The organism is Streptomyces sp. NPDC050703 (assembly GCF_040654435.1).
Taxonomy (GTDB): Bacteria; Actinomycetota; Actinomycetes; order Streptomycetales; family Streptomycetaceae; genus Streptomyces.
Genome location: NZ_JBFAHX010000008.1, coordinates 158,566 through 178,027, shown reverse-complemented (window position 1 = coordinate 178,027; position 19,462 = coordinate 158,566). Strand labels below are relative to the sequence as shown.

Genomic DNA, 19,462 nt, shown 5'->3' with positions numbered 1-19,462 from the left:
CGGATTGACCACGCTGGCACCCGAACCTACCTTCGTCAACAGAGGCGATGGCGCATCGGCACTCCGGGAAACGAGTGCTCTCCGTGCCCGCGCTCGTACCCTCCGTCCGCGCGGTCGGCCGCGCGGAGTTCCCCGTCCCGACGTCCCGGCGCGTCGCCGGCTCCCCGCTCCCCCCGGCCCTCGGCCGGTCCCTGACACCACGTAAGAACATGGGGCCTGCTCATGGACGTCTCTTTCCTCGGTGGCCCGCACCCACAGCGCGGTGTGGGCGTCGTAGCCCCTTTCGACTTCGTCCTCGACCGCGAACTCTGGCGCTGGGTTCCGGACGAGGTCTCCCTCCATCTGACCCGGACCCCGTACGTGCCGGTCGAGGTCAGCCTCGACCTGGCGCGCCTGGTGAGCGAGCACGAGACGCTCGCCGACGCGGTCCGCGCGCTGAGCGCCGCGGAACCCGAGGTACTCGCGTACGCCTGCACGTCGGGCAGCTTCGTCGGCGGCATCGCGGGTGAGCGCGCGATGTGCGAGGCCATGACCCGCGAGGGCGCGGTCGCCTCCGTGACCACGTCGGGCGCGCTCATCGAGGCGCTCGGCGAACTGGGCGCGCGGCGCGTCGCACTCGTCACGCCCTACACCTGGTCGGTGACCGAGGTCCTGGAGGAGTACCTGGCCGAGTCGGGCGTCTCGGTCACGGCCCGCGCCTACCTCGGTCTGACCCGGCACATCTGGAAGGTCTCCTACCGGGACGTCGCCGACATGGCGCGCCAGGCGGTGCGTGACAGCGCCGACGCCCTCTTCATCAGCTGCACGAACCTCCCGACGTACGACGTGATCCCGCAGCTTGAGGCGGAGCTGCGGATGCCGGTGATCTCGGCGAACCAGGTGACGATGTGGTCCGCCCTGCGCCGGCTGGGTACGCGTGCGGTAGGCCCCTACCAGGCGCTGATCGACCTGGGGGCGCGGCCGGACGCGAGGCCGCTCGCCCCGCCGCCGCGGGGCCTGCCCGAAGTTCCACCCGCAGAAGGAGGAGGCTGGACGTGACGGCACTCGGATTTCTCTACCCGGGGCACTCGGCCGAGGACGACTACCCCCGCATGGAGCAGATGCTCGGCAGCGACGTCCGGCTGCAGGTCGTCCACACGGACATCGGTGAGGACGCGCACCGCGTCGACGCGCTCCTGGAGATGGGCTCGGCCGCGCGGCTCGCCGCGGGCGTCGAGGAGCTGCGGCTCACCGGCGCGGAGGCGGTGGTCTGGGCGTGCACCAGCGGCAGCTTCGTCTTCGGCTGGGACGGCGCCCACGACCAGGTGCGGGACCTGGCCGTCGCGGCGGGCCTGCCGGCCTCGTCGACGTCGTTCGCCTTCGCCCACGCCGTACGGGAGCTGGGCGCGGCCCGCGTCGCGGTCGCGGCGACCTACCCGGAGGACGTCGCGGCGCACTTCTCGGCGTTCCTGAAGTCGGCGGGCACGGAGGTCGTCTCGGTGCGGGGCAGCGGCGTCGTCACCGCGGCGGAGGTCGGCACCTGGGGCCGCGACGAGGTCATCGCGCTGGCCCGCGCGGGCGACCACCCGGACGCCGGGGCCGTGCTCCTGCCGGACACCGCCCTGCACACGGCGGCCCACGTCCGCGACCTTGAGTCGGCCCTCGGCAAGCCGGTCCTGACCGCGAACCAGGTCACGGTCTGGGAGGCCCTGCGCCTCGCCGAGCGCCGGGTCAACGCCCCGGAGCTCGGCACCCTGTTCACCAAGGAGCCGCCGGTACAGGTCTGACCCGGGCCGCGCGGGCCTCCGCGGCGGTCACGGGCTGAGGATCAGCCTGACCACGGTCAGCGTGTGGACCGAGGCGGAGACGTAGTAGAGGACTATGGCGCCCCTGACCGTCGCCTCCCTGCGGTCGGGGTCGTCCCGTACGGGGGTCGAGCCGTAGCCGTACGGGTCGCGGCCCAGGGTCCGCACGAGCGCGGCGCGGAAGGCCTCGGCGTCGCCCATCTTGGCGAGGGTGTCGTCGGCGGGCGGCGCGTAGGTGACGCGGTGGACGCGGCGGTGGCGAGGGCTCAACGGGACCCCCGCCCCTCCGGGCCGTCGGCGCCCCGCCCCTCCGGGCCGTCGGTGCCCCGCCCCTCCGGGCCGTCGGTGCCCCGTCGCTCCGCCTCGTCGGAGGCCAGCCTGGCGAGGCGTTCCTCGGCGTCCGGGTCGGGCACCGCCTCCAGCATCCAGTGCCGCATCACGGCGTGGATCTCGTCGACCCCCGCGGCGTTGATGGCCCGGTCGAACTCCGCGCGCCGCTCGTGGGGCAGGGCGGCGCGGATGTCAGGGATGGTGTTGGGCACCTCGACCTCGACTCCGTCGACCAGGGTTTTCAGCGGATCAGCCATGGCGGTCACGGTAGCGGGCGGAAGGCGGAGCGGCGGGGGGAATAAACGGAGTGAGCCTCCTGTTGGCCCGTCCGTACCCACGTAAGAACGCGAGAGCACGTACGCAGTGCAGGAGGCCCCAGTGACAGTGGACCCGACCGACGAAGGCATCCGCGGCGAGCGGCACGGCACCGCGCCCGTCCCCCTGTCCGTCCTGGACCTCGTCACCGTCGGCGCCGGCCGCACGGCCACCGACGCGCTGCGCACCAGCGTCGAGATCGCCAAGCTGACCGAGGCCCGCGGCTACCACCGCTACTGGGTCGCCGAGCACCACTCCATGCCCGGCGTCGCCTCCTCGTCCCCCGCGGTGATCCTGGCCCACCTCGCCGCCCACACCGGCCGCATCCGCCTCGGCTCCGGCGGCGTCATGCTGCCCAACCACGCCCCGCTGGTCATCGCCGAGCAGTTCGGCACCCTGGAGGCCATGGCCCCGGGCCGCGTCGACCTCGGCCTCGGCCGCGCTCCCGGCACCGACGGCGCCACGGCCGCCGCCCTGCGCCGCTCGGAACGGCTGAACGAAGGCGCCGACGAGTTCCCGCAGCAGCTCGCCGAGCTGACCCGCTTCCTCGACGACGACTTCCCCGACGGCCACCCCTACCGCCGCATCCACGCCGTGCCGGGCCCCGTCCAGGCGACCTCGCCCGGCGGCGTCCAGTCCCCGCACCGGCCGCCGCTGTGGCTGCTCGGCTCCTCCGGGTTCAGCGCGCGCCTCGCCGGCGTCCTCGGCCTGCCGTTCGCCTTCGCGCACCACTTCTCCGCGCAGAACACGATCCCGGCGCTCGACCTCTACCGCGAGTCGTTCAAGCCCTCCGCGGTCCTGGACGCCCCGTACGCTCTCATCGGCGTCTCCGCGCTCGCGACCGACGACGAGAACGAGGCCCGCCGCCAGGTTCTCGCCGCCGCCCTCAACATGGTCCGCCTGCGCACGGGCCGCCCCGGCCTCGTCCCCACCCCCGAGGAGGCGGAGGCGTACGCGTTCAGCGAGATGGAGCGCGACTTCGTCGAGAGCTGGAACGCCAACGTCATCCACGGCACCGCCGACCAGGTCCGCACCGGCCTCGACGACCTCGCCAAGCGCACCGGCGCCGACGAGCTGATGATCACGGGCAACGCCCACAGCGGCGACGTCCGCCTGCGCTCGTACGACCTGATCGCCGACGCCTACGGCCTGCCCACGGCGTGACCCGGGACTCTCAGGCGCCGGTGTTCACCTCGCCGAGCAGTACGGAGATACGATCCGCCGCCACCGGCCGGGAGTAGAGCCAGCCCTGGCCGGTGTCGCAGCCGATGCGCCGCAGCCGCGTGGCCTGGGCCGCGGTCTCCACGCACTCGGCGGTCACCGTCAGACCGAGGCGGTGGGCCAGCTGCACCATCGCCTCGACGATGACCGCGTCGGCGGGGTTGCCCTGCGTCTCCCCCTCCTCGTACTGGAAGCCCCGTACGAAGGAGCCGTCCAGTTTGAGGGCGGAGACCGGCAGCCTGCTCAGGTACGCCAGGTTCGAGTAGCCCGTGCCGAAGTCGTCGATGGCGATGCGCACGCCCATCTCGCTGAGCGCCCTCAAAGCCTGGAGCGGGCGGCCCGTCGAGCCCATGACGGCGGACTCGGTGAGCTCCAGTTGCAGCAGCCGCGGCGGCAGCCCGGTCTCGGCGAGGATGCCGGCGACGTCCGCGACGAGGTCGGAGTCCCACACCTGCCGCACCGCCACGTTGACGCTGACGAAGACCGGCTCGCGCTCCGGATGGGCGAGCTGCCAGCGGCGCGCCTGACGGCAGGCCGTGCGCAGCACCCAGCAGCCGAGCTGCACGATCGACCCGTCCTCCTCGGCCAGACCGATGAACCGATTCGGCGTCAGAAGACCGAACTGCGGGTGCTGCCAGCGCACCAGCGCCTCGACCCCGCGCACGTCCTCGTCGTCGAAGCCCACCAGCGGCTGGTAGTCGAGGACGAACTCGCCCCGGTCGATGGCGGGCCTGAGCGAGCTGGAGAGCGTCTGGCGGGTCATGCGGTGGGCGTTGCGCTCGGGGTCGAAGAGCGTCCAGCGGTCCTTGCCGTCCGTCTTCGCCCAGTACAGCGTGGTGTCGGCGGCCTGCATGAGACCCGTCGCGGTGGTGCCGGCCGCGCGCCGCTCCACCACGCCGACGGACGCCGAGACGGAGAGCCGCTGCCCCGACAGGTCGAACGGCTCCCGCAGCGCCCGCAGTGTCGCCTCGGCGAGGTCGGCGAGTTCCTCGGTGCCGGTCGACTCCTCCACGAGCAGCGCGAACTCGTCGCCGCCGAGCCGCGCCACCAGCGGCGGCGTGGGCCTGCCGCGGCAGGCCAGGTCGGCGCAGCGCGTGAGCCGCTCCGCGACGGCGGCGAGCAGCCGGTCCCCGATGCGGTGGCCGAGGGTGTCGTTGACCGCCTTGAACCCGTCGAGGTCCAGGTAGCACAGGCCCACCCGGCCGGTGCTCGCGTCGTCGTACGCCCCGGCTTCGAGCGCGGCGGCGAGGCGCTCGAAGAACAGGTTGCGGTTGGGCAGCCGGGTCACCGGGTCGTGCATCTGCACATGGCGCAGCCTGGCCTGGAGCTCGCGGCGCGCGCTGATGTCGGCGGCGGCGAGCAGCACGGTCCCGCCGCCGCTCCGGTCGGCGGACTCCGGCATCGGCGAGACCGTGATCCGCGCCCAGAGGGAGTGCCCGTCGGGGTGCTTCAGGCGCCGTGTGCAGCGCAGCTCGGCCTGCCGGCCGCGCAGCACCTCGCGGTACGTGTGCCAGGTGCGGGCGTCGGACGCCAGGTCGACCAGGTCGGCGGCGACGCGCCCGGCCAGCTCGTCGGGGGGCGCGCCGAGGAGGGCGGCGAAGGCGTCGTTGGCGTCGACCACGAGTCCCTCGCCGTCGACCACGGCGAGGGGGAGAGGGGCGTGCGCGAAGGCGCCGCGGTAGTCGGCGCGCTCCGGTCCGCCACGTTCCGTCACGGTGTGAGCGTGGCCGCCGGACGGTGTGGCGGTCATGGGGGCGGGCCCTTCGGACGTTCCGTTCACCGCTTGCTCCCGCAGTGCAGTCGTTCTCGAACAGGTCTCGTCGGGCGTCGTTCAGCCGGCGGGGCCCATGTGGGGGACGGGCCCGCGCAGGAAAGTGTGCCGATCATAGAGGCCGACCGGAGACGCCAGCCAGCCGTTCCGCCACCCCGAGCGCGTTCCGTTCTCCGTGACAGATCGTTTCTGCTCGGCCGTGGCCCGGTTTCTCCGCAGGCCGATCACTTGTGACGTTCCGTGAGCGCTCGGGGTGTCGCCCTCTGTCCGGTCCTCACCCGGAAGGGCCAGGCAAACAGGGCGTAAAGCATAAGAACGCCACAAGGTGGGTGGGGTGTCCCGCATTCCGCACCCGGAGGTCGACGTGCCGCGTCAGCTCCCCTCTTGGGGACTCACTCGTGGAGGGGGAAATCCCCGGTTGCGCAGCACCGCCGCGATCCTCACCTCGCTGACCGCCCTGGCCGCCACCTCGCTGGTCGCGGGGCCCGCGATCGCCGAACCCGTCGCGGGCCCCTGCGCCCTGCGCCGCACCGCCGCGCACCACTCGGAAGGGCTCGACACCTGGAACAGCGGCTACCCGCGCCCGGTCAGGACCCTGGACGCGGTCATGGTCTTCCTCTCCTTCCCCGACTCGCCGCCGCTGACGGCGCCGCGTGAGCTGGCCGCCGACCACTTCCCCGCCACCAGCCGGTTCTTCGAGCGGGCCTCGTACGGCAAGTTCAGGCTGCGCCCGCATCCGGGGCGCGAGTGGGTGGAGATGCCGCGGACCTCCACGGAGTACGCCATACAGCGTGACTGGAACGCCCAGCGCAGGGCCGCCTATCTGCGCGACGCGCTGGCCGCCGCCGATCCGCACGTGGACTTCTCCCGCTACGACGTCGTCTACTTCGTCGCCGACCCGGACGCGCCCGGCGTCGACTCCGACGCCACCAAGGTCGTCAACTTCGACCGGCCGATGCGGGCCGACGGCGCCGACATCCGGCGCATCGTCACCGTCTTCGAGCGCCACCCGCCGGACCGCAACGTCCTGGCCCACGAGACCGGGCACGTCTTCGACCTGCCCGACCTCTACCACCGCCCCACCGACGGCAAGGGCGACTGGGACACCCATGTGGGGGACTGGGACGTCATGGGCAGCCAGTTCGGCCTGGCGCCGGACCTCTTCGGCTGGCACAAGTGGAAACTGGGCTGGCTCGAACCCGGCCAGGTGCACTGCGTCACCTCGGGCGCCGAGCGGCTGACCCTGGAGCCCCTGTCGGCCGACCCGGTGCGCGGCGCCGTCGGCGGCACTCGGCTCGCGGTGATCCGCACCGGGCGGGACTCGGCCCTGGCCCTGGAGGCCCGCAGCCGGACCGGCAACGACCACGCGACGTGCACGGAGGGCGTGCTCGTCTACGAGGTGCGGAACGAGACGGCCTCCGGCAGCGGCCCCGTCCGGGTCGTCGACGCCCACCCGGACACGAAGTCCTGCTGGGGCGATTCGGTCCACCCCCAGCTGGCGGACGCCCCGGTCCGGACGGGGGAGAGCTTCTCCGTCCCCGGGGAGGACGTGCGCGTGGAGGTGGAGGCGAGGACGGCCTCGGGGGCCTGGACGGTGCAGGTGTCGACGGGGGAGTGACGCGGGGCGAGGGCCGCCGAGGGGGGGCTTGCCCGCGCGGTCGCGGAATGCGAGAAGCCCCCCGCTTCCGCGAGGGGCTTCCCACTGTCTGTGCGCCGCCAGGGACTCGAACCCCGGACCCGCTGATTAAGAGTCAGCTGCTCTAACCAACTGAGCTAGCGGCGCCTGCTGACGTCGTAGACCTTAGCATCCTGATCGCCGCCGGGAAAAATCGCTGTGCGCGCCGCGGGGGGCCCGGCCCCGCGGGCCGCCCGCACGCAGGCCCAGAGCAGCACCTCGGGACCCGGCAGCCAGGGGTGACGGGTGCCGGGCGCCACCAGCCAGCGCGTTTCGGGGCGGAGGCCCGTGGCGTCGGCGGGGGCCGTGAGCGGCGGCACGGTGATCGCGTCGCCGGCGCCGTGGCAGAGCACGGAAGGGACGCGGGCGCCCCACTCCTCCCAGCCGAGCAGCGAGGGCAGGCGCTGGGCGGTGCGGGGGGCGGCGAACAGGAGCGTGCGGCCGCGGTGCACGGCCACCGGGCCCGAGCCCGGACCCTCGTCCCACAGGTGGTCCAGCATGCGCCGGCCGAAGACGGCGGGGACGCTGACGACGTCGAAGGCGGAGCCGCAGGGCAGGACGGCGGGGGCGCAGGGCCTGGCCCGCCAGTGGGCGAGCGCGCTGCGCGGATACACCTCGGCGGAGGCCAGCCACGCGGCACCCTCCGCGGTGACGTCACAGGCCGTGTCGTGGACGGGACCGGGACCGAGGCCGAGCGGGGAGGGGGCGGCATGCGGGGGCGAGGGGGTGCGGGCGCTCATGCCAGGTACGTCTACTCCTGGTGAGCATCCCGTCGCCCAGGGTTGCCGGAACCGGGGACAACGGCGGAAGCGGTGCGGTACCTTGCCCTCGCGGCATATGCCGGACATATGTTCGCCACGAACGGTCTCCCGCCGGGCCGGGCGGCCCTCGAACAGGCCGGACGCTCCGGGCCGTCATTCATGCGCGCCGGGCGGTCTCCGGGCAGGCCGGGCGGCTCCGGGCGGTCTTCCGGCAGGCGGGCGGACACCAGGCGGTCCTCGGGGGGCCGGGCGGCTCCGGGCCGTCATTCAAGCGCGCCGGGCGCCACCGGGCGGTCTCCGGCAGGCCGGGCGGCTCTGGGCAGGCCGGGCGGCTCCGGGAGGCTCCGGGCGGGCCGGGCGGCTCCGGGAGGCTCCGGGCGGGCCGGGCGGCTCCGGGCTGCTTCGGGTAGGCCGGCGGTGGCTTCGGGTGGGGCGTGGCTAGGGGTGCTTCTCGGCGTCACCGCGCAGCAGGTCGCGGCCGAACTCCACCATCTTCTTGGCGTAGTCCTCCGTCCACTGCGCGCGCTCCGCGATCAGCGCGGTCGTCATCCGGTCGAAGCGGCGCGGGTCGGCGAGCTGGGCCGCCGCCATGGCCTGGAACTCCACGGAGCGGTCCGTCGCGGCGCGGAACGCGTGGGTCAGCTCCGTCGCGCGGTCGAGCAGCCGCCGGGGGTCCTCGATCGACTCCAGGTCGAAGAAGTGCTCGGTGTCGGCCACCGCCTCCGCGGGCTCGAAGAGCAGGGGCGCGGGACGCATGCGCTGTTCGGTCCGGGGCCGCTCGGGCTCCGCCATGGTGGGTCCTCCTCGTACGGTGCGCGCCGTCCGTGCGGCGTTCAGGCCATCTCCCATTGTCCCCCGCCGCACAAGTGGGCCACGGGACCCACCTCGCGGCGGCTCACCCCGCCCACCGCACCCGGTGCTCGGCCAGCCGTGCGAGCACCGCGTGGTTCGCCTCCCAGCCGTCGGGGAACTTCACGGTCACGCCGAGCTGGACCGGTTCCGTCGACGGGTGGTCGTCCAGGAGGGTGTCCACGCCCGCGCGGCAGACCACGATGCAGGCGTGGCGGTGCCGGGAGGCCAGGACGCACAGGCGCCCCGTCTCCAGGTGGAACGCCGTGGCGTCGGGGCGGCCGGAGAGCGGATGCAGGACGACCGTCACGTCGTACTCCCTGCCCTGCAGGCGGTTCGCCGTGTCGACCGTGACGTCCCTGACGCCGAGGTCCGCGAGGGCCGCCCGGACCGCCGCCGCCTGGTCGCGGTGGGCCGTGCCGACGGCGATGCGGCCGGCCGTGAGCGGGGCGGGCTCCGGCCCGCGCTCCGACGTGGCCGCCCCGCCCCGGTCGAGGAGCCGCCGCACCACCCGGGCCAGCGCGCCGACCGCCTCGGGGTCCGTGCGCGGAGTGTTCCGCGCGGGCAGTTCGAGCAGGCCCCAGCCCGCCTCTGCCGCCTCGTCGATCACCCGGTCCGCGGCCGAACCGTCCGAAGCCACCGCGAAGCGCAGCGCGCGGTCGCCGTGGTCCGTGCCGCTGCGGAAGGGCGTGTACGGATAGAACGCGCCCGAGACCAGCGGCGCCGCCGACGCGGGCAGCCGCCAGGAGACCGGGAGGCGGTGCTGCGGCAGCTGGGGGTTGTGGGCGAGCAGCGTCGTCACGGCCGAGGCCGAGGGGTCGTACGCCAGCCCGGCCCACTGCTCGGCGCCCACGATCGAGAACGGGTCGAGCTGCCCCGGGTCGCCCACGAACAGCGCCCGCTCGAAGAGCCCCGCCACGGCGAGCAGCGCGTCCGACCGCATCTGGTACGCCTCGTCGACGATCGCGTGCCCCCACGGCGCGTCGAGCCGGCCGGCCTCGACGTGCGCCCACTTCGCGGCCGTGGAGATGACGACGTCGAGCCCCGCGAGGTCACCGGCCTTGGTCGACTTGCGGACGTTCGGCAGGTCGTCGAGCGCCTTGTCGTACGGGTCGGGGTCACTGCTGTGCAGACGGCCGACCGGCAGCTCGGGGTCCTTCTCGGCGAGCCGCAGGACGAGGTCGTCCACCTGCGCGTTCGTCTGGGCGATCACCATCAGGGGGCGGCCGGCGGCGGCCAGTTCCCGGGCCGCGCGGACCACCAGCGTGGACTTGCCCGCGCCCGGCGGCGAGTCGACCACGACGCCCCGGTGCGTACCGTGCAGCGTGTCGTGGAGGATCGCCTCCGTGGCGCGCGCGGCCTCGGCGCCGGGGTCGAAGGCGCCGCCCGCGGGCGGGGCGAGCTGCATCACTGGGTGTTTTCCGCGTGGGTCACGGCACTCTCTCGGGGTGCGCTTTCCGCGTACGTCACAGGGTGTCCTCCGGCGTCACCGGATCGGGGCGCTCCGCGGCCTCGTCCGACGGCGGGCCGCCGTGGGTCCACGGGGTCTCCTCGGGGTCCGGCAGCTTGGGACCGCCGCGCTGCTCGTGCTCGAAGAGCGTCCAGCAGATCCGGTCGCCCTTCCCGGGCACCGAGCCGGGGTCGGGCTCCTTGCCGCGGCCCATCTTGTCGGTCAGGCGCAGCACGACGACGCCCTCGCCCTCGTACGCCACGAACTCGGCGGTCTGCGGCTTGCCGCCCAGCGCGCGGTACACCTTCGTGCGCTCGCCGAGGTGCGGGCGGTCGTCGGTGCGCACGGTGACCAGCGGGCGCGGCCGTGGGCTCTTGGCCTCGTTGTACGCCATGACGACCTCCGTCACCTCGCCCGCGAAGGCCTCGCCCGCGAGCCGGCGGCCCGCCATCACCAGGGGGTCGTCGAGCGCCTCCTGGGCTTCGAGGCGGGACTGCTCGCGCTCCCGCGCGGCCAGTTTGTTCGCCGCGGTGACCGCGTCGTCGACGCGCGGCTGCGGCGGCTCGCCCGCGACGACCCGGTCCCGGTGGCCCGTGAACGACCAGCGGTCGCGCGTCCACCGGTCGGCGTCGTGCGCCGCAACGGGCAGCGTGCACAGGGCGTCCAGGCCGCGCCAGACGGCGTCCCAGGTGGGGCGGGTCCTGCTGTCGATCAGGGCGTGGATCTCACGCTCCGCCGCCGTGAGCGCGGCGAGCCCGACGTCGGCCTCGACGCCGTCCTCGGCGGCGGCGAGGGCACCGCGGGCGCGGTCGAAGCGCTCCATGGCCGGGGCGAGCAGGGTGTTGTCGAACGCCGGGTCCGTGGCCGGGCCCGCCGGCGGGCACAGCAACTGGCCCGCCTCGTCCCGCGCCAGCTCCGCGCGGAAGGCGGCCTCGGCGCCCGATGTGCCCTCCGGGGCCTCGATCCAGGCGAGCAGGGCGCCCAGGTGCTGGTCCTCCAGGCTGGACTGGCCGGTGGCCCAGTGCCGGGAGAGCAGCTCGGTCATGGCGAGCAGCAGCGACGAGCCGGGGACGCGGGCCCGCTCCCCGAAGTGCGTCAGCCAGCGGCCGAGGAGGGGGACGCGGGGCGGCGCCGGATAGGGCGCCTCGGGGTCCTGCTCGGCGGTGCGGCGGAAACGCGTGGAGCGGCCGAGCAGCCGCACGAACTCGATGCCGGCCCGGCTGGGGACGATGAGCTGCGGGGCGTCCGCGCAGAGCTCGACCTCGACCTTGACGCGCTTGCCGGTCTCGGGGTCCGTCTCGCTGCGCTCGGCCGCCTCCACGTCGTCGGCGAACGAGTCGACGTACGGCAGGACGATCTCGGCGAGTTCCGACAGGAACGCGAAGCGCAGGTCGCGGTCGCGCGGCTGGGGCACGACGAGGAGCCGCGGCGAGGTCCGCTCCGTCCCCACGAGGGCGCCGAGCGGCGCGCCCGCCTCGCCGGCGGTGGTGAGCGGCACGAGGACGAGGGGCCGCTGGGACAGATGCCGGTGACGCACGGTGGCCCGCGGCTGCGCCCGCCCCGTGGAGACCGCTTCGAGCCGGGCGAGGCCGTCGATCAGTGACATGCCGCCGCCTCTCCCGCCAGGGCCTCGGCCCGCAGCTCCGCCGCCCTGCGCAGGGTCGCCACTACCGGGTCGGCCGGGTCGCCCGTGGTGCCGGAGGCCGCCGACAGGACGTCGTCGATGGAGGTCAGGCCGCCGAGCTCGCCCCGGATCGAGCGGCCGAGCGCCGTCACCTCGCCCTTCTCGCGGGCGCGCGCCCGGCAGTGGAAGGCCAGCTCGCAGGCGGACAGGCACTCGGGGGCGTACGTCGCGGGGACCGCCTCGACCGCCGCGGTCAGCTCGGCGGCGGGGCGGCGCACGTCGAACGTGGTGCCCTCGGGCAGCTCCGCCGCGATGTCCTCGACGCGGGTGAGGCGGGCGAGCTGGCGACGGGTCACCGAGAGCTGCTTGCGGACGTCGATCGCGGACGCCGTGGGCAGGTTGGAGAAGTCCTTGGGGCAGACGAGCAGGACGTGGTGGCGGACCTCCGGCGGCGGTTCGATCCGCGCGGCCACCTGTTCGAGGGCCAGTGCGTACACCGCGGACTGGCGGGCCGCGGCGCCCACCTTCGCCGCGTCCGCCGAGCCGTCGACCATCGGGAAGGACTTGATCTCCACGACCGTCCAGCCCCCGTCGGGGTGGACGACGACCGCGTCCGGCTCCAGGAAGGCGGGCGTCCCCGCCACGTCGATGGCCAGCATGGGGTGGTCGAGGAGGGTCCAGCCGCCGGACGCCGTGGCCTCCCGCAGGGCGAGCGCCGTGCGCGCGGCGCGGCCCTCGGGGCCCGCCGCGGCCAGGTCGGGGACGGTGCTCTCGCCGGGCACGGGCTCGGGCCCGCCGCCCAGGAACCGGTGCGTGAGCCGGAGCAGCTCCGCGCCGCCGTCGCCCTTGACCCGCGCCTCGAAGGCGTTGCCCCGCATGAACGCGAACTGGGACTGGCCGAAGCCGGAGGGCGCGCCGAGCGACCGGGCGAGCACCGTCTTGTCCACGCCCGCGCCGTCGAGCAGCGAGCGCCGGCTGCACCCGGGGTTGGCCGCCAGCGCGGCGAGCGCCCTGGCGTCCAGCGGGCGCGCGGGGACGTCGGGGCCTCGCAGCTCAGCGAGCCGCTGCCGGAGCGCCGTCCTCCGCCGTGGCGGGGCCGGCACTCGGCTCGGCACTGAGGTCGACGCTCTGCTTGCGCTGTCGGGGAAGTCGCTCACCCACCGAAGTCTGGCACCCGGCACCGACAATCGAGGACTCCGTGGCGGACGGGGTGCCCGAGGAGCGGATGAACCGCGTCCGCAGCCGGGCCGTCACGGGGTCGCTGAGCCGCCGCACGGGCCGTACGAGGAGCAGTCCGACGCCCATCACGGCGGCGCCCGCGACCGCGTCGAGGAAGTAGTGGTTGGCGGTGCCCATCACGACGATCGTGGTGATCAGCGGGTAGGCGACGCCGGCGACGCGCGCGAGCGGCGTGCGCCCGTGCCGCCACAGCATCACGCCGCACCACAGCGCCCACCCCACGTGCAGGCTGGGCATCGCCGCGTACTGGTTGGTCATGCCGCCGAGCCCGCGCGGGGCGCTCGCCTCGCCGCCCCACCAGCCGTAACCGCTGTACTGCGCCATGGTGTCGACGAAGCCGTGGCTCGCGTCCAGCAGCCGGGGCGGGCACGTCGGCAGGAGCGTGAAGCCGACCAGGCCGATCATCGTGGAGATCATCAGCCACGCGCGTGCGGCACGGTAGTGGACCGCGCGGCTGCGGAAGAGCCAGACGAGGACGGCGGGCGTCACCAGGTAGTGCAGGGAGGCGTACCAGAAGTCGGCGGGGACGCCGATCCACGGCTGCGAGGTGAAGAGACGGTTCAGCGGGCTCTCGGCGTTCAGCCGCAGGAACTGCTCGGCCCTCAGGATGCCGATGCCGTGGTCGACCGCCGCGGCGACGTCGCCCCTGACGACCAGCCGCCCCGCCGAGTACGCGGCGTACACCAGCACGATCAGCGGCAGCTCCGTCCACCAGCGCAACCGCTGTCCGGACGGGCCGCCCGTGCCTGGCGCCTCGCTCTTGGGCAGCATCCGGTCGGTCCCCCATCATCTCTGTTCACTCGGCGCTCGCCGCTCGGGTCACCCGCGTTGGGCGCCGCATCACCTTACGGGCTGCGCGGACGAGGCCGCGGCGTCCCCCGCTCGTCCAAGACGCAGAGATCGCCCGCCGGGTTGCCGACCCGGGCGAACGTCCTGACACGGGTGGGTGATGATGGAGAGAACGGGCGCCCACCTGTCCGTAGAAAGCTGCAGAAGTCCCTCGGAGCCCGCGCCCGAGGCCGCGTACGAGTTGGAGAGCCCCCATGGCACCGCGCATCCTGCTGGCCCGGCACGGACAGACGGAATGGTCGCTGTCCGGGAAGCACACCGGCAGGACGGACATCCCGCTCCTCGACGAGGGCCGGCGCGGCGCGAAGCTCCTGGGCGAGCGGCTGCACCGGGCACCCTACGACGGCCTGCCGGACGTCGAGGTGCGCACGAGCCCGCTCTCCCGGGCGCGGGAGACCTGCGAGATCGCCGGCTTCGGGGACCGCGCCGCCACCTGGGACGCGCTCATGGAGTTCGACTACGGCGCCTACGACGGCATGACCCCCGCCGACATCCAGGCCGTCCGCCCCGGCTGGTTCATCTGGCGCGACGGCGTCCCGAGGGGCGAGACGCTGGCCCAGGTCTCCGCGCGCGCGGACGAGGTGGTCGAGTGGGCCAGGAGCGCCGACCGCGACGTGCTGGTCTTCGCGCACGGCCACATCCTGCGGGTCATCGGCGCGCGCTGGCTCGGCGAGGACATCGCGTTCGCGTCCCGCGTCCGCCTCAACCCGACGTCCCTCTCGGTCCTCGGCTGGGCCTACGGAGAGCCCGCCATCGAATCGTGGAACGAGACGGGCCACCTGTCGTAGCGGCGGGCGCCTACACGGCCCGCGGCAGCGCCGCGTGCCGTTCCAGGAAGCCGCCGACCCCCGAGGCCCTGCGGTGCGGCAGCAGCACCCGCGCCGTCGTGGCGAGCATCGACTGCACGCGCGAGGACTGCACCTCGTCGAGGAACGACAGCACCCGCAGCCCCGCCGTCGCCGCCTCGTCGGGCCGCCCGGCGCGCGCCAGGTCGTCGGCCAGCTCGGCGGTGTACAGCGCGATGTTCCTGGTGAACTGCGGGGTCTCGGACGCCGCGGTGACGGCGGCGCGCCGCGCGTGCGTGGCGGCCCGCGCCCAGTCGCCGAGCGCCGACCAGCACTGCGCCTCCAGGCCGTTCAGCTCGGCCTCGCCGTAGAAGCTCATCCACTCCGGGTCGTCCGGTGAGGGGCCGCGGTCGAAGAGGGCGTGCGCGCGGGTCAGCGCGTGCTCGCAGCCCGCGCGGTCGCCGAGCCCGGCCCAGCCCCCGGCCTCGCGCAGCGCGAGGAGCGAGAGCAGCCGCGGGGAGCCGAGCCGCCGGGCGGCGCGGGTGGCCGCCTGGGCCGCCCTGACCGCCTCGCGGGGGCGCCCGGTGTCGCGGGCGAGGAAGGCGGTGTTGCAGAAGGCGTGGGCCTCCAGGGCGGCGTCGTCGGCGACGCGGGCGGTCGAGAGGGCCTCGGAGTAGTACGAACGGGCGTCGTCGAAGCGGCCCGAGTCGTGCGCGAGCCAGCCCACGGAGATGGCGAGTTCCCCCGCGCCCGCGTGCAGCCGGTCGGCGGTGGACTGCCGGGTGGTGCCCGCGTCGAGCAGGGCGTAGGCGGTCCGCAGGGGCGCGGCGGCCCTGCGGTACAGGCCGTCGGCGCCGTGCCGGTCGTCGAGCAGCCGGATGCGGCGCACGGCCTCCTCGACCGCGTGTGCCTCGGCGTCGCCCGCCCGGCGGCCGCGCCGGACGGCGGCCTCGGCCGAACCGTCGAGGGCGAGCCCGACGGAGCCGAGGGACGCGGCGGCCACGGCGGCCGTCGAGCCGGTCATGAATGCGCGACGTCGCACGTCGCTCCCCTCTGGAGTCTGGATCGCGTACGGACCGCGGGTGCTGGGGTCGGACCCGGACGGACGGGACTCGTACCAGTGGATCGGGGTGTGCGGGTGGTTCCTTGCGGGGGCCGGGGCGGGGGAGCCGGTGGGGACGGCCGGTGGCGGCGGTGCGTCGGGGCCGGGGCGCGAACTCCTGCCGCGCACCTGCGACCGGGGCGCGAACCCCAGGTCGGTCAGGGTCCGGCCGGGGAACATGTGCAGGAACACGCGCTCGTAGGCGTAGTTGGGGCAGCGGATCTCACCGGCCTCCACGCGTCCGATGTAGCGCGCGTCGCAGCACACGCGCTCGCCGATCTCGCGGGCGGCCCGGCGCACCGCCGCCGCGAACTCGCCGGGCGAGCGCTGTCCGCGCAGCCGCCGGAAGACGAGGTTCGGTCGCGGGGACCGAGTCGACGATGCCATCGGTGAGGTCGCCATGGCCGGACCCTCTCGTGCGGTCGTGCCGGACGGGCGCACCTGCTCGCGCACAGCGGTCACGCCCGCGCACGGGATCTCGCGGGGTGCCCCTGTTCCGGCGGAGCACGAACGTACCGGCTGTGCGGGCCCCGACACGCGGAGTTCGTCTACAAACCGGTCATCTCACCCACGATCTGCCATGAACTGCCATCCTTTGCGGCGGCGTGCCGCAGTGCCTGTTGACGCCGGCCGGCGTTGGACCATGTGGAGAGGGAGACCGCAACAGCTCCCGTACTCGCGAGGAGGGTCCCCTTGTTGGAGATCGGCATGGAGAACAGCGACTCCCGTACGGAGAGCGGCGCGGTACCGTCACTGACGACGGCCCGGCACCGGCCCACGCACGACGGCAGCGCTCCGCCGCCGGGCGGGACCGCGTGCGAGGACGAGTGCTGCGACCTGGTCACGGTCCCGGCGCGGCAGGGGCTCGAAGCGGTGGACATCCTGCGCCGCGGGGCGGGCGACACCATCGGCCCCGTCCTGCACGACGGCGGCTGCGACACCCTCGGATTCCTCGTGCCGCCCGGCACCGCCGACGGCTGGGACCTGCCGGGCAGCGCCTGCACGCAGACCTTCGGCCGCGGCACGGACCCGCGCGCGGAGCCCGACCCCGGACCCGCCGTCCCCGAGCCGCCGGTCGCGGGCACCGGCTGGCTGCTGCCGCCGGGCGAGGAGACCGACCCCGTCACGGACCCCGCCGTCCTGCGCGCCGCGCTCGGCCAGGCGGCCCGCACGATCGAGGCCGCCGACAACTGCCGCTGACGCCGGCCCCGGGCGGCCCGCAACCCCTCGCCGGGCCCGCGCGGTACCCGGCGCCGATAATGGTCCGATGGCAAGGAACAGGCGGTCACGGGAAGAGTCCGACGCGGTCGTCGAGCAGGTGGACGGCGGGCTCGCCCAGCTCCTGCCGGACCGGGACAGGCCCCGCGCGTGGACGCTGCTCGTGGACGGCGCCCCGCAGTCCCACGTGGACCTCGACGACCCCGCGTACCTCGACTTCGAGTACCAGCGCAGGCTCGGTCACGTCGCCGACCTCGTCGCGCCCGCGGGCAAGCCGATACAGGCCCTGCACCTGGGCGGCGGCGCCTTCACCCTCGCCCGCTACATAGCGGCGACCCGCCCCCGCTCCACCCAGCAGGTCGTCGAGCGCGACACCGCCCTCATCGCACTCGTCCGCCGCGAACTGCCGCTCGACCCGGGGGCCCGCATACGGGTGCGCGGCACCGACGCCCGCGAAGGACTCGCGAAGATCGCCGACGGCTGGGCGGACCTCGTCGTCGCCGACGTCTTCAGCGGCGCCCGCACCCCCGCGCACCTCACCAGCACGGAGTTCCTCACCGACGTACGCAGGGTGCTGCGCCCCGGCGGGTTCTACGCCGCCAACCTCGCCGACGGGCCGCCCCTCGCGCATCTGCGCGGCCAGCTCGCCACCGCCGCCGCTCTCTTCCCCGAACTCGCGCTCGTCGCCGACCCCACCGTGCTGCGCGGCAAGCGGTTCGGCAACGCCGTGCTGCTCGCCGGTGACCAGGCGCTGCCCGTGGCGGAGCTGACCCGGCGCAGCGCGAGCGATCCGCACCCGGCCCGGGTCGAACACGGCCGCGCGCTGCGGGACTTCAGCGGGGGAGCGGTCGCCGTGACGGACGCGCGCGCGGTCGCCTCACCCGCGCCACCGCCCTCGGTCTTCCGCTGAGCCCCGGCCGCCGTCGGGGCCGGACGATCTCCACACGGGGCGCCGAGCCGTGCCAGGTGCTCTCCCGCGTCCACGTCCGCACCGGCCGGCCCGCCGCCCCTTCCCCCTCGTCCTCCTCGTCCCCCTCGGGGCGGCTCAGTCGAGCACGAGTTCCGGCAGCGCGCCCGCGCGGGCGACCTCCGCGTACCACTGGGCGCTGGACTTCGGGATGCGGGCCTGCGTCTCGTAGTCGACGTAGACCGCGCCGAAGCGCTTGCTGTACCCGTAGGACCACTCGAAGTTGTCCATGAGCGACCAGAGGTAGTAGCCGCGGACGTCGGCCCCGTCCGTGATGGCCTGCCGGATCGCGGCCAGGTGGCCGTGGAGGTACGCGATGCGCTCGGGGTCGTGGACGCGGCCCTCCGGGTCGGGCTTGTCGTCGTAGGCCGCGCCGTTCTCGGTGATGTAGAGCGGCAGTCCGGGCGCCTCGCGGGTGTACCGCATGATCAGCTCGTGCAGCCCGGTCGGGTCGATGCTCCAGCCCATCGCGGTGCGCTCGCCGGGCGTCTGGTGGAAGGCGACGTCCTCGGCGCCGGGCCACGGCGAGTGGTCGCTGGCGCCGTGCCCGTCGTTGCGGGCGGACCCCGCGCCGTCCTCGGCGGCCGACACCAGGGCCGGGGTGTAGTAGTTGAGGCCGAGCGCGTCCAGCGGCTGGTGGATGACCGCCAGGTCGCCGTCCTGTACGCAGGACCAGTCGGTGATCCGCGCCGTGTCCGCGAGGAGGTCGTCCGGGTAGGCGCCGTGCAGCATCGGCCCGTGGAAGACGCCGTTGGCGAGGTTGTCGATGCGCCGCCGCGCGTCGAGGTCCCCGGGCGCCTCGGAGACCGCCCTGACCACGGAGGAGTTGAGGCTCACCGCGACGCGGGCACGGGCCGGCAGGGCGGTGCGCAGGGCCTGTGTGCCGAGGCCGTGCGCCAGGTTGAGGTGGTGGGCGGCGTGCAGGGTGGCGGCCGGCTCGGTGCGGCCGGGGGCGTGGACGCCGGAGCCGTAGCCGAGGAAGGCGCTGCACCACGGTTCGTTGAGCGTGATCCAGGAGTCGACGCGGTCGCCGAGTGCCTCGCCGACGATCGACGCGTACTCCGCGAACCGGTACGCGGTCTCCCGCACCGGCCAGCCCCCGGCGTCCTCAAGCTCCTGCGGCAGGTCCCAGTGGTAGAGGGTCACGGCGGGCTCGATGCCCTTGGCGAGCAGCTCGTCGACCAGGCGCCGGTAGAAGTCGAGGCCGCGCTGCACGGCGGGGCCGCGCCCGGTGGGCTGCACGCGGGACCAGGAGACGGAGAAGCGGTAGGCGCCCAGGCCCAGACCGGCCATGAGCGCGACGTCGTCGCGGTAGCGGTGGTAGTGGTCGACGGCCACGTCACCGGTGTCGCCGCCGTCGGTGCGGCCGGGCGTGTGGCTGAAGGTGTCCCAGATGGACGGCGTACGGCCGTCCTCGCGCACGGCGCCCTCGATCTGGTACGCGGAGGTGGCGGAGCCCCAGAGGAAGCCCTGGGGGAAGGTAATGGGTTCAGGCATGGAAGCGCTCCCATGAAGCGTAGGA

The 19,462-nt window shown here is 74.6% G+C and carries 17 protein-coding genes, 1 tRNA gene and 1 pseudogene; 7 read left to right on the top strand and 12 right to left on the bottom strand.

Annotation, left to right across the window (positions count from 1 at the left end):
* Positions 1–222: 222 nt before the first annotated feature.
* A complete protein-coding gene (locus tag AB0I16_RS10785; protein ID WP_363248952.1) occupies positions 223–1,038 on the top strand; it encodes an aspartate/glutamate racemase family protein in 816 nt (271 codons plus the stop codon).
* Positions 1,035–1,766 carry a decarboxylase gene (locus AB0I16_RS10780; protein ID WP_363248951.1) on the top strand — a complete coding sequence of 244 codons (732 nt, stop codon included), beginning with the start codon at positions 1,035–1,037 and terminating at the stop codon, positions 1,764–1,766. Before AB0I16_RS10785 ends, AB0I16_RS10780 begins: the two co-directional genes overlap by 4 nt.
* A gap of 27 nt (positions 1,767–1,793) precedes the next feature.
* Here the strand turns inward: AB0I16_RS10780 and AB0I16_RS10775 are convergent, their stop codons facing one another.
* Both AB0I16_RS10775 and AB0I16_RS10770 read right to left on the bottom strand, forming a co-directional pair.
* On the bottom strand, positions 1,794–1,985 hold the full coding sequence (locus AB0I16_RS10775) for a hypothetical protein (RefSeq protein WP_062779189.1): 192 nt from the start codon (positions 1,983–1,985) through the stop codon (positions 1,794–1,796).
* Between the two features lie 149 nt (positions 1,986–2,134).
* Positions 2,135–2,371: pseudogene (locus tag AB0I16_RS10770) on the bottom strand (hypothetical protein); the annotation flags it as partial.
* Between the two features lie 127 nt (positions 2,372–2,498).
* Between AB0I16_RS10770 and AB0I16_RS10765 the strand changes: the two are divergent.
* Positions 2,499–3,593, top strand: a complete 1,095-nt coding sequence (locus tag AB0I16_RS10765; RefSeq protein ID WP_363249030.1) for an LLM class flavin-dependent oxidoreductase — start codon at positions 2,499–2,501, stop codon at positions 3,591–3,593.
* A 10-nt stretch (positions 3,594–3,603) separates the two neighbouring features.
* On the opposite strand, the gene AB0I16_RS10760 is transcribed toward AB0I16_RS10765, so the two are convergent.
* Positions 3,604–5,400, bottom strand: coding sequence for an EAL domain-containing protein (locus AB0I16_RS10760; RefSeq protein WP_363248950.1), 1,797 nt, complete (start codon positions 5,398–5,400; stop codon positions 3,604–3,606).
* A 355-nt stretch (positions 5,401–5,755) separates the two neighbouring features.
* On the opposite strand from AB0I16_RS10760, the gene AB0I16_RS10755 reads away from it, so the two are divergent.
* On the top strand, positions 5,756–7,039 hold the full coding sequence (locus AB0I16_RS10755; protein ID WP_363248949.1) for a M6 family metalloprotease domain-containing protein: 1,284 nt from the start codon (positions 5,756–5,758) through the stop codon (positions 7,037–7,039).
* Positions 7,040–7,130: 91 nt separating this feature from the next.
* Here the strand turns inward: AB0I16_RS10755 and AB0I16_RS10750 are convergent.
* The 7 genes from AB0I16_RS10750 to AB0I16_RS10720 form a co-directional block, all read right to left on the bottom strand.
* Positions 7,131–7,204 (bottom strand) — tRNA-Lys (locus AB0I16_RS10750).
* Positions 7,195–7,836, bottom strand: coding sequence for a hypothetical protein (locus AB0I16_RS10745; protein ID WP_363248948.1), 642 nt, complete (start codon positions 7,834–7,836; stop codon positions 7,195–7,197). The genes AB0I16_RS10750 and AB0I16_RS10745 overlap by 10 nt, the downstream gene beginning before the upstream one ends.
* Before the next feature lie 459 nt (positions 7,837–8,295).
* Complete coding sequence (locus tag AB0I16_RS10740; protein WP_363248947.1) at positions 8,296–8,649, bottom strand: hypothetical protein; 354 nt, start codon at positions 8,647–8,649, stop codon at positions 8,296–8,298.
* Positions 8,650–8,752: 103 nt separating this feature from the next.
* Complete coding sequence (locus tag AB0I16_RS10735; protein ID WP_363248946.1) at positions 8,753–10,114, bottom strand: AAA domain-containing protein; 1,362 nt, start codon at positions 10,112–10,114, stop codon at positions 8,753–8,755.
* 58 nt (positions 10,115–10,172) lie between these two features.
* Positions 10,173–11,762 (bottom strand): hypothetical protein, encoded by a 1,590-nt coding sequence (locus AB0I16_RS10730; RefSeq protein WP_363248945.1) that lies wholly within the window; start codon positions 11,760–11,762, stop codon positions 10,173–10,175.
* A complete protein-coding gene (locus AB0I16_RS10725) occupies positions 11,753–12,883 on the bottom strand; it encodes a hypothetical protein (RefSeq protein WP_363249029.1) in 1,131 nt (376 codons plus the stop codon). The genes AB0I16_RS10730 and AB0I16_RS10725 overlap by 10 nt, the downstream gene beginning before the upstream one ends.
* Positions 12,834–13,790, bottom strand: a complete 957-nt coding sequence (locus tag AB0I16_RS10720) for a phosphatase PAP2 family protein (protein ID WP_363248944.1) — start codon at positions 13,788–13,790, stop codon at positions 12,834–12,836. Before AB0I16_RS10720 ends, AB0I16_RS10725 begins: the two co-directional genes overlap by 50 nt.
* Before the next feature lie 272 nt (positions 13,791–14,062).
* On the opposite strand from AB0I16_RS10720, the gene AB0I16_RS10715 reads away from it, so the two are divergent.
* The gene (locus tag AB0I16_RS10715; RefSeq protein ID WP_363248943.1) at positions 14,063–14,656 is read left to right on the top strand and encodes a histidine phosphatase family protein; all 594 of its coding nucleotides are present in this window, start codon (positions 14,063–14,065) and stop codon (positions 14,654–14,656) included.
* Between the two features lie 10 nt (positions 14,657–14,666).
* Here AB0I16_RS10715 and AB0I16_RS10710 read toward each other — a convergent pair whose 3' ends face one another.
* Positions 14,667–16,157 (bottom strand): tetratricopeptide repeat protein, encoded by a 1,491-nt coding sequence (locus AB0I16_RS10710; RefSeq protein WP_363248942.1) that lies wholly within the window; start codon positions 16,155–16,157, stop codon positions 14,667–14,669.
* Positions 16,158–16,451: 294 nt separating this feature from the next.
* Between AB0I16_RS10710 and AB0I16_RS10705 the strand changes: the two genes are divergently transcribed.
* The gene (locus AB0I16_RS10705; RefSeq protein WP_363249028.1) at positions 16,452–16,955 is read left to right on the top strand and encodes a hypothetical protein; all 504 of its coding nucleotides are present in this window, start codon (positions 16,452–16,454) and stop codon (positions 16,953–16,955) included.
* A 67-nt stretch (positions 16,956–17,022) separates the two neighbouring features.
* Positions 17,023–17,883, top strand: a complete 861-nt coding sequence (locus tag AB0I16_RS10700; protein ID WP_363248941.1) for a fused MFS/spermidine synthase — start codon at positions 17,023–17,025, stop codon at positions 17,881–17,883.
* Positions 17,884–18,018: 135 nt separating this feature from the next.
* Here the strand turns inward: AB0I16_RS10700 and AB0I16_RS10695 are convergent, their stop codons facing one another.
* Positions 18,019–19,437: a GH1 family beta-glucosidase gene (locus AB0I16_RS10695; protein WP_363248940.1), complete on the bottom strand. Its 1,419-nt coding sequence runs from the start codon at positions 19,435–19,437 to the stop codon at positions 18,019–18,021.
* Positions 19,438–19,462 lie beyond the last annotated feature (25 nt).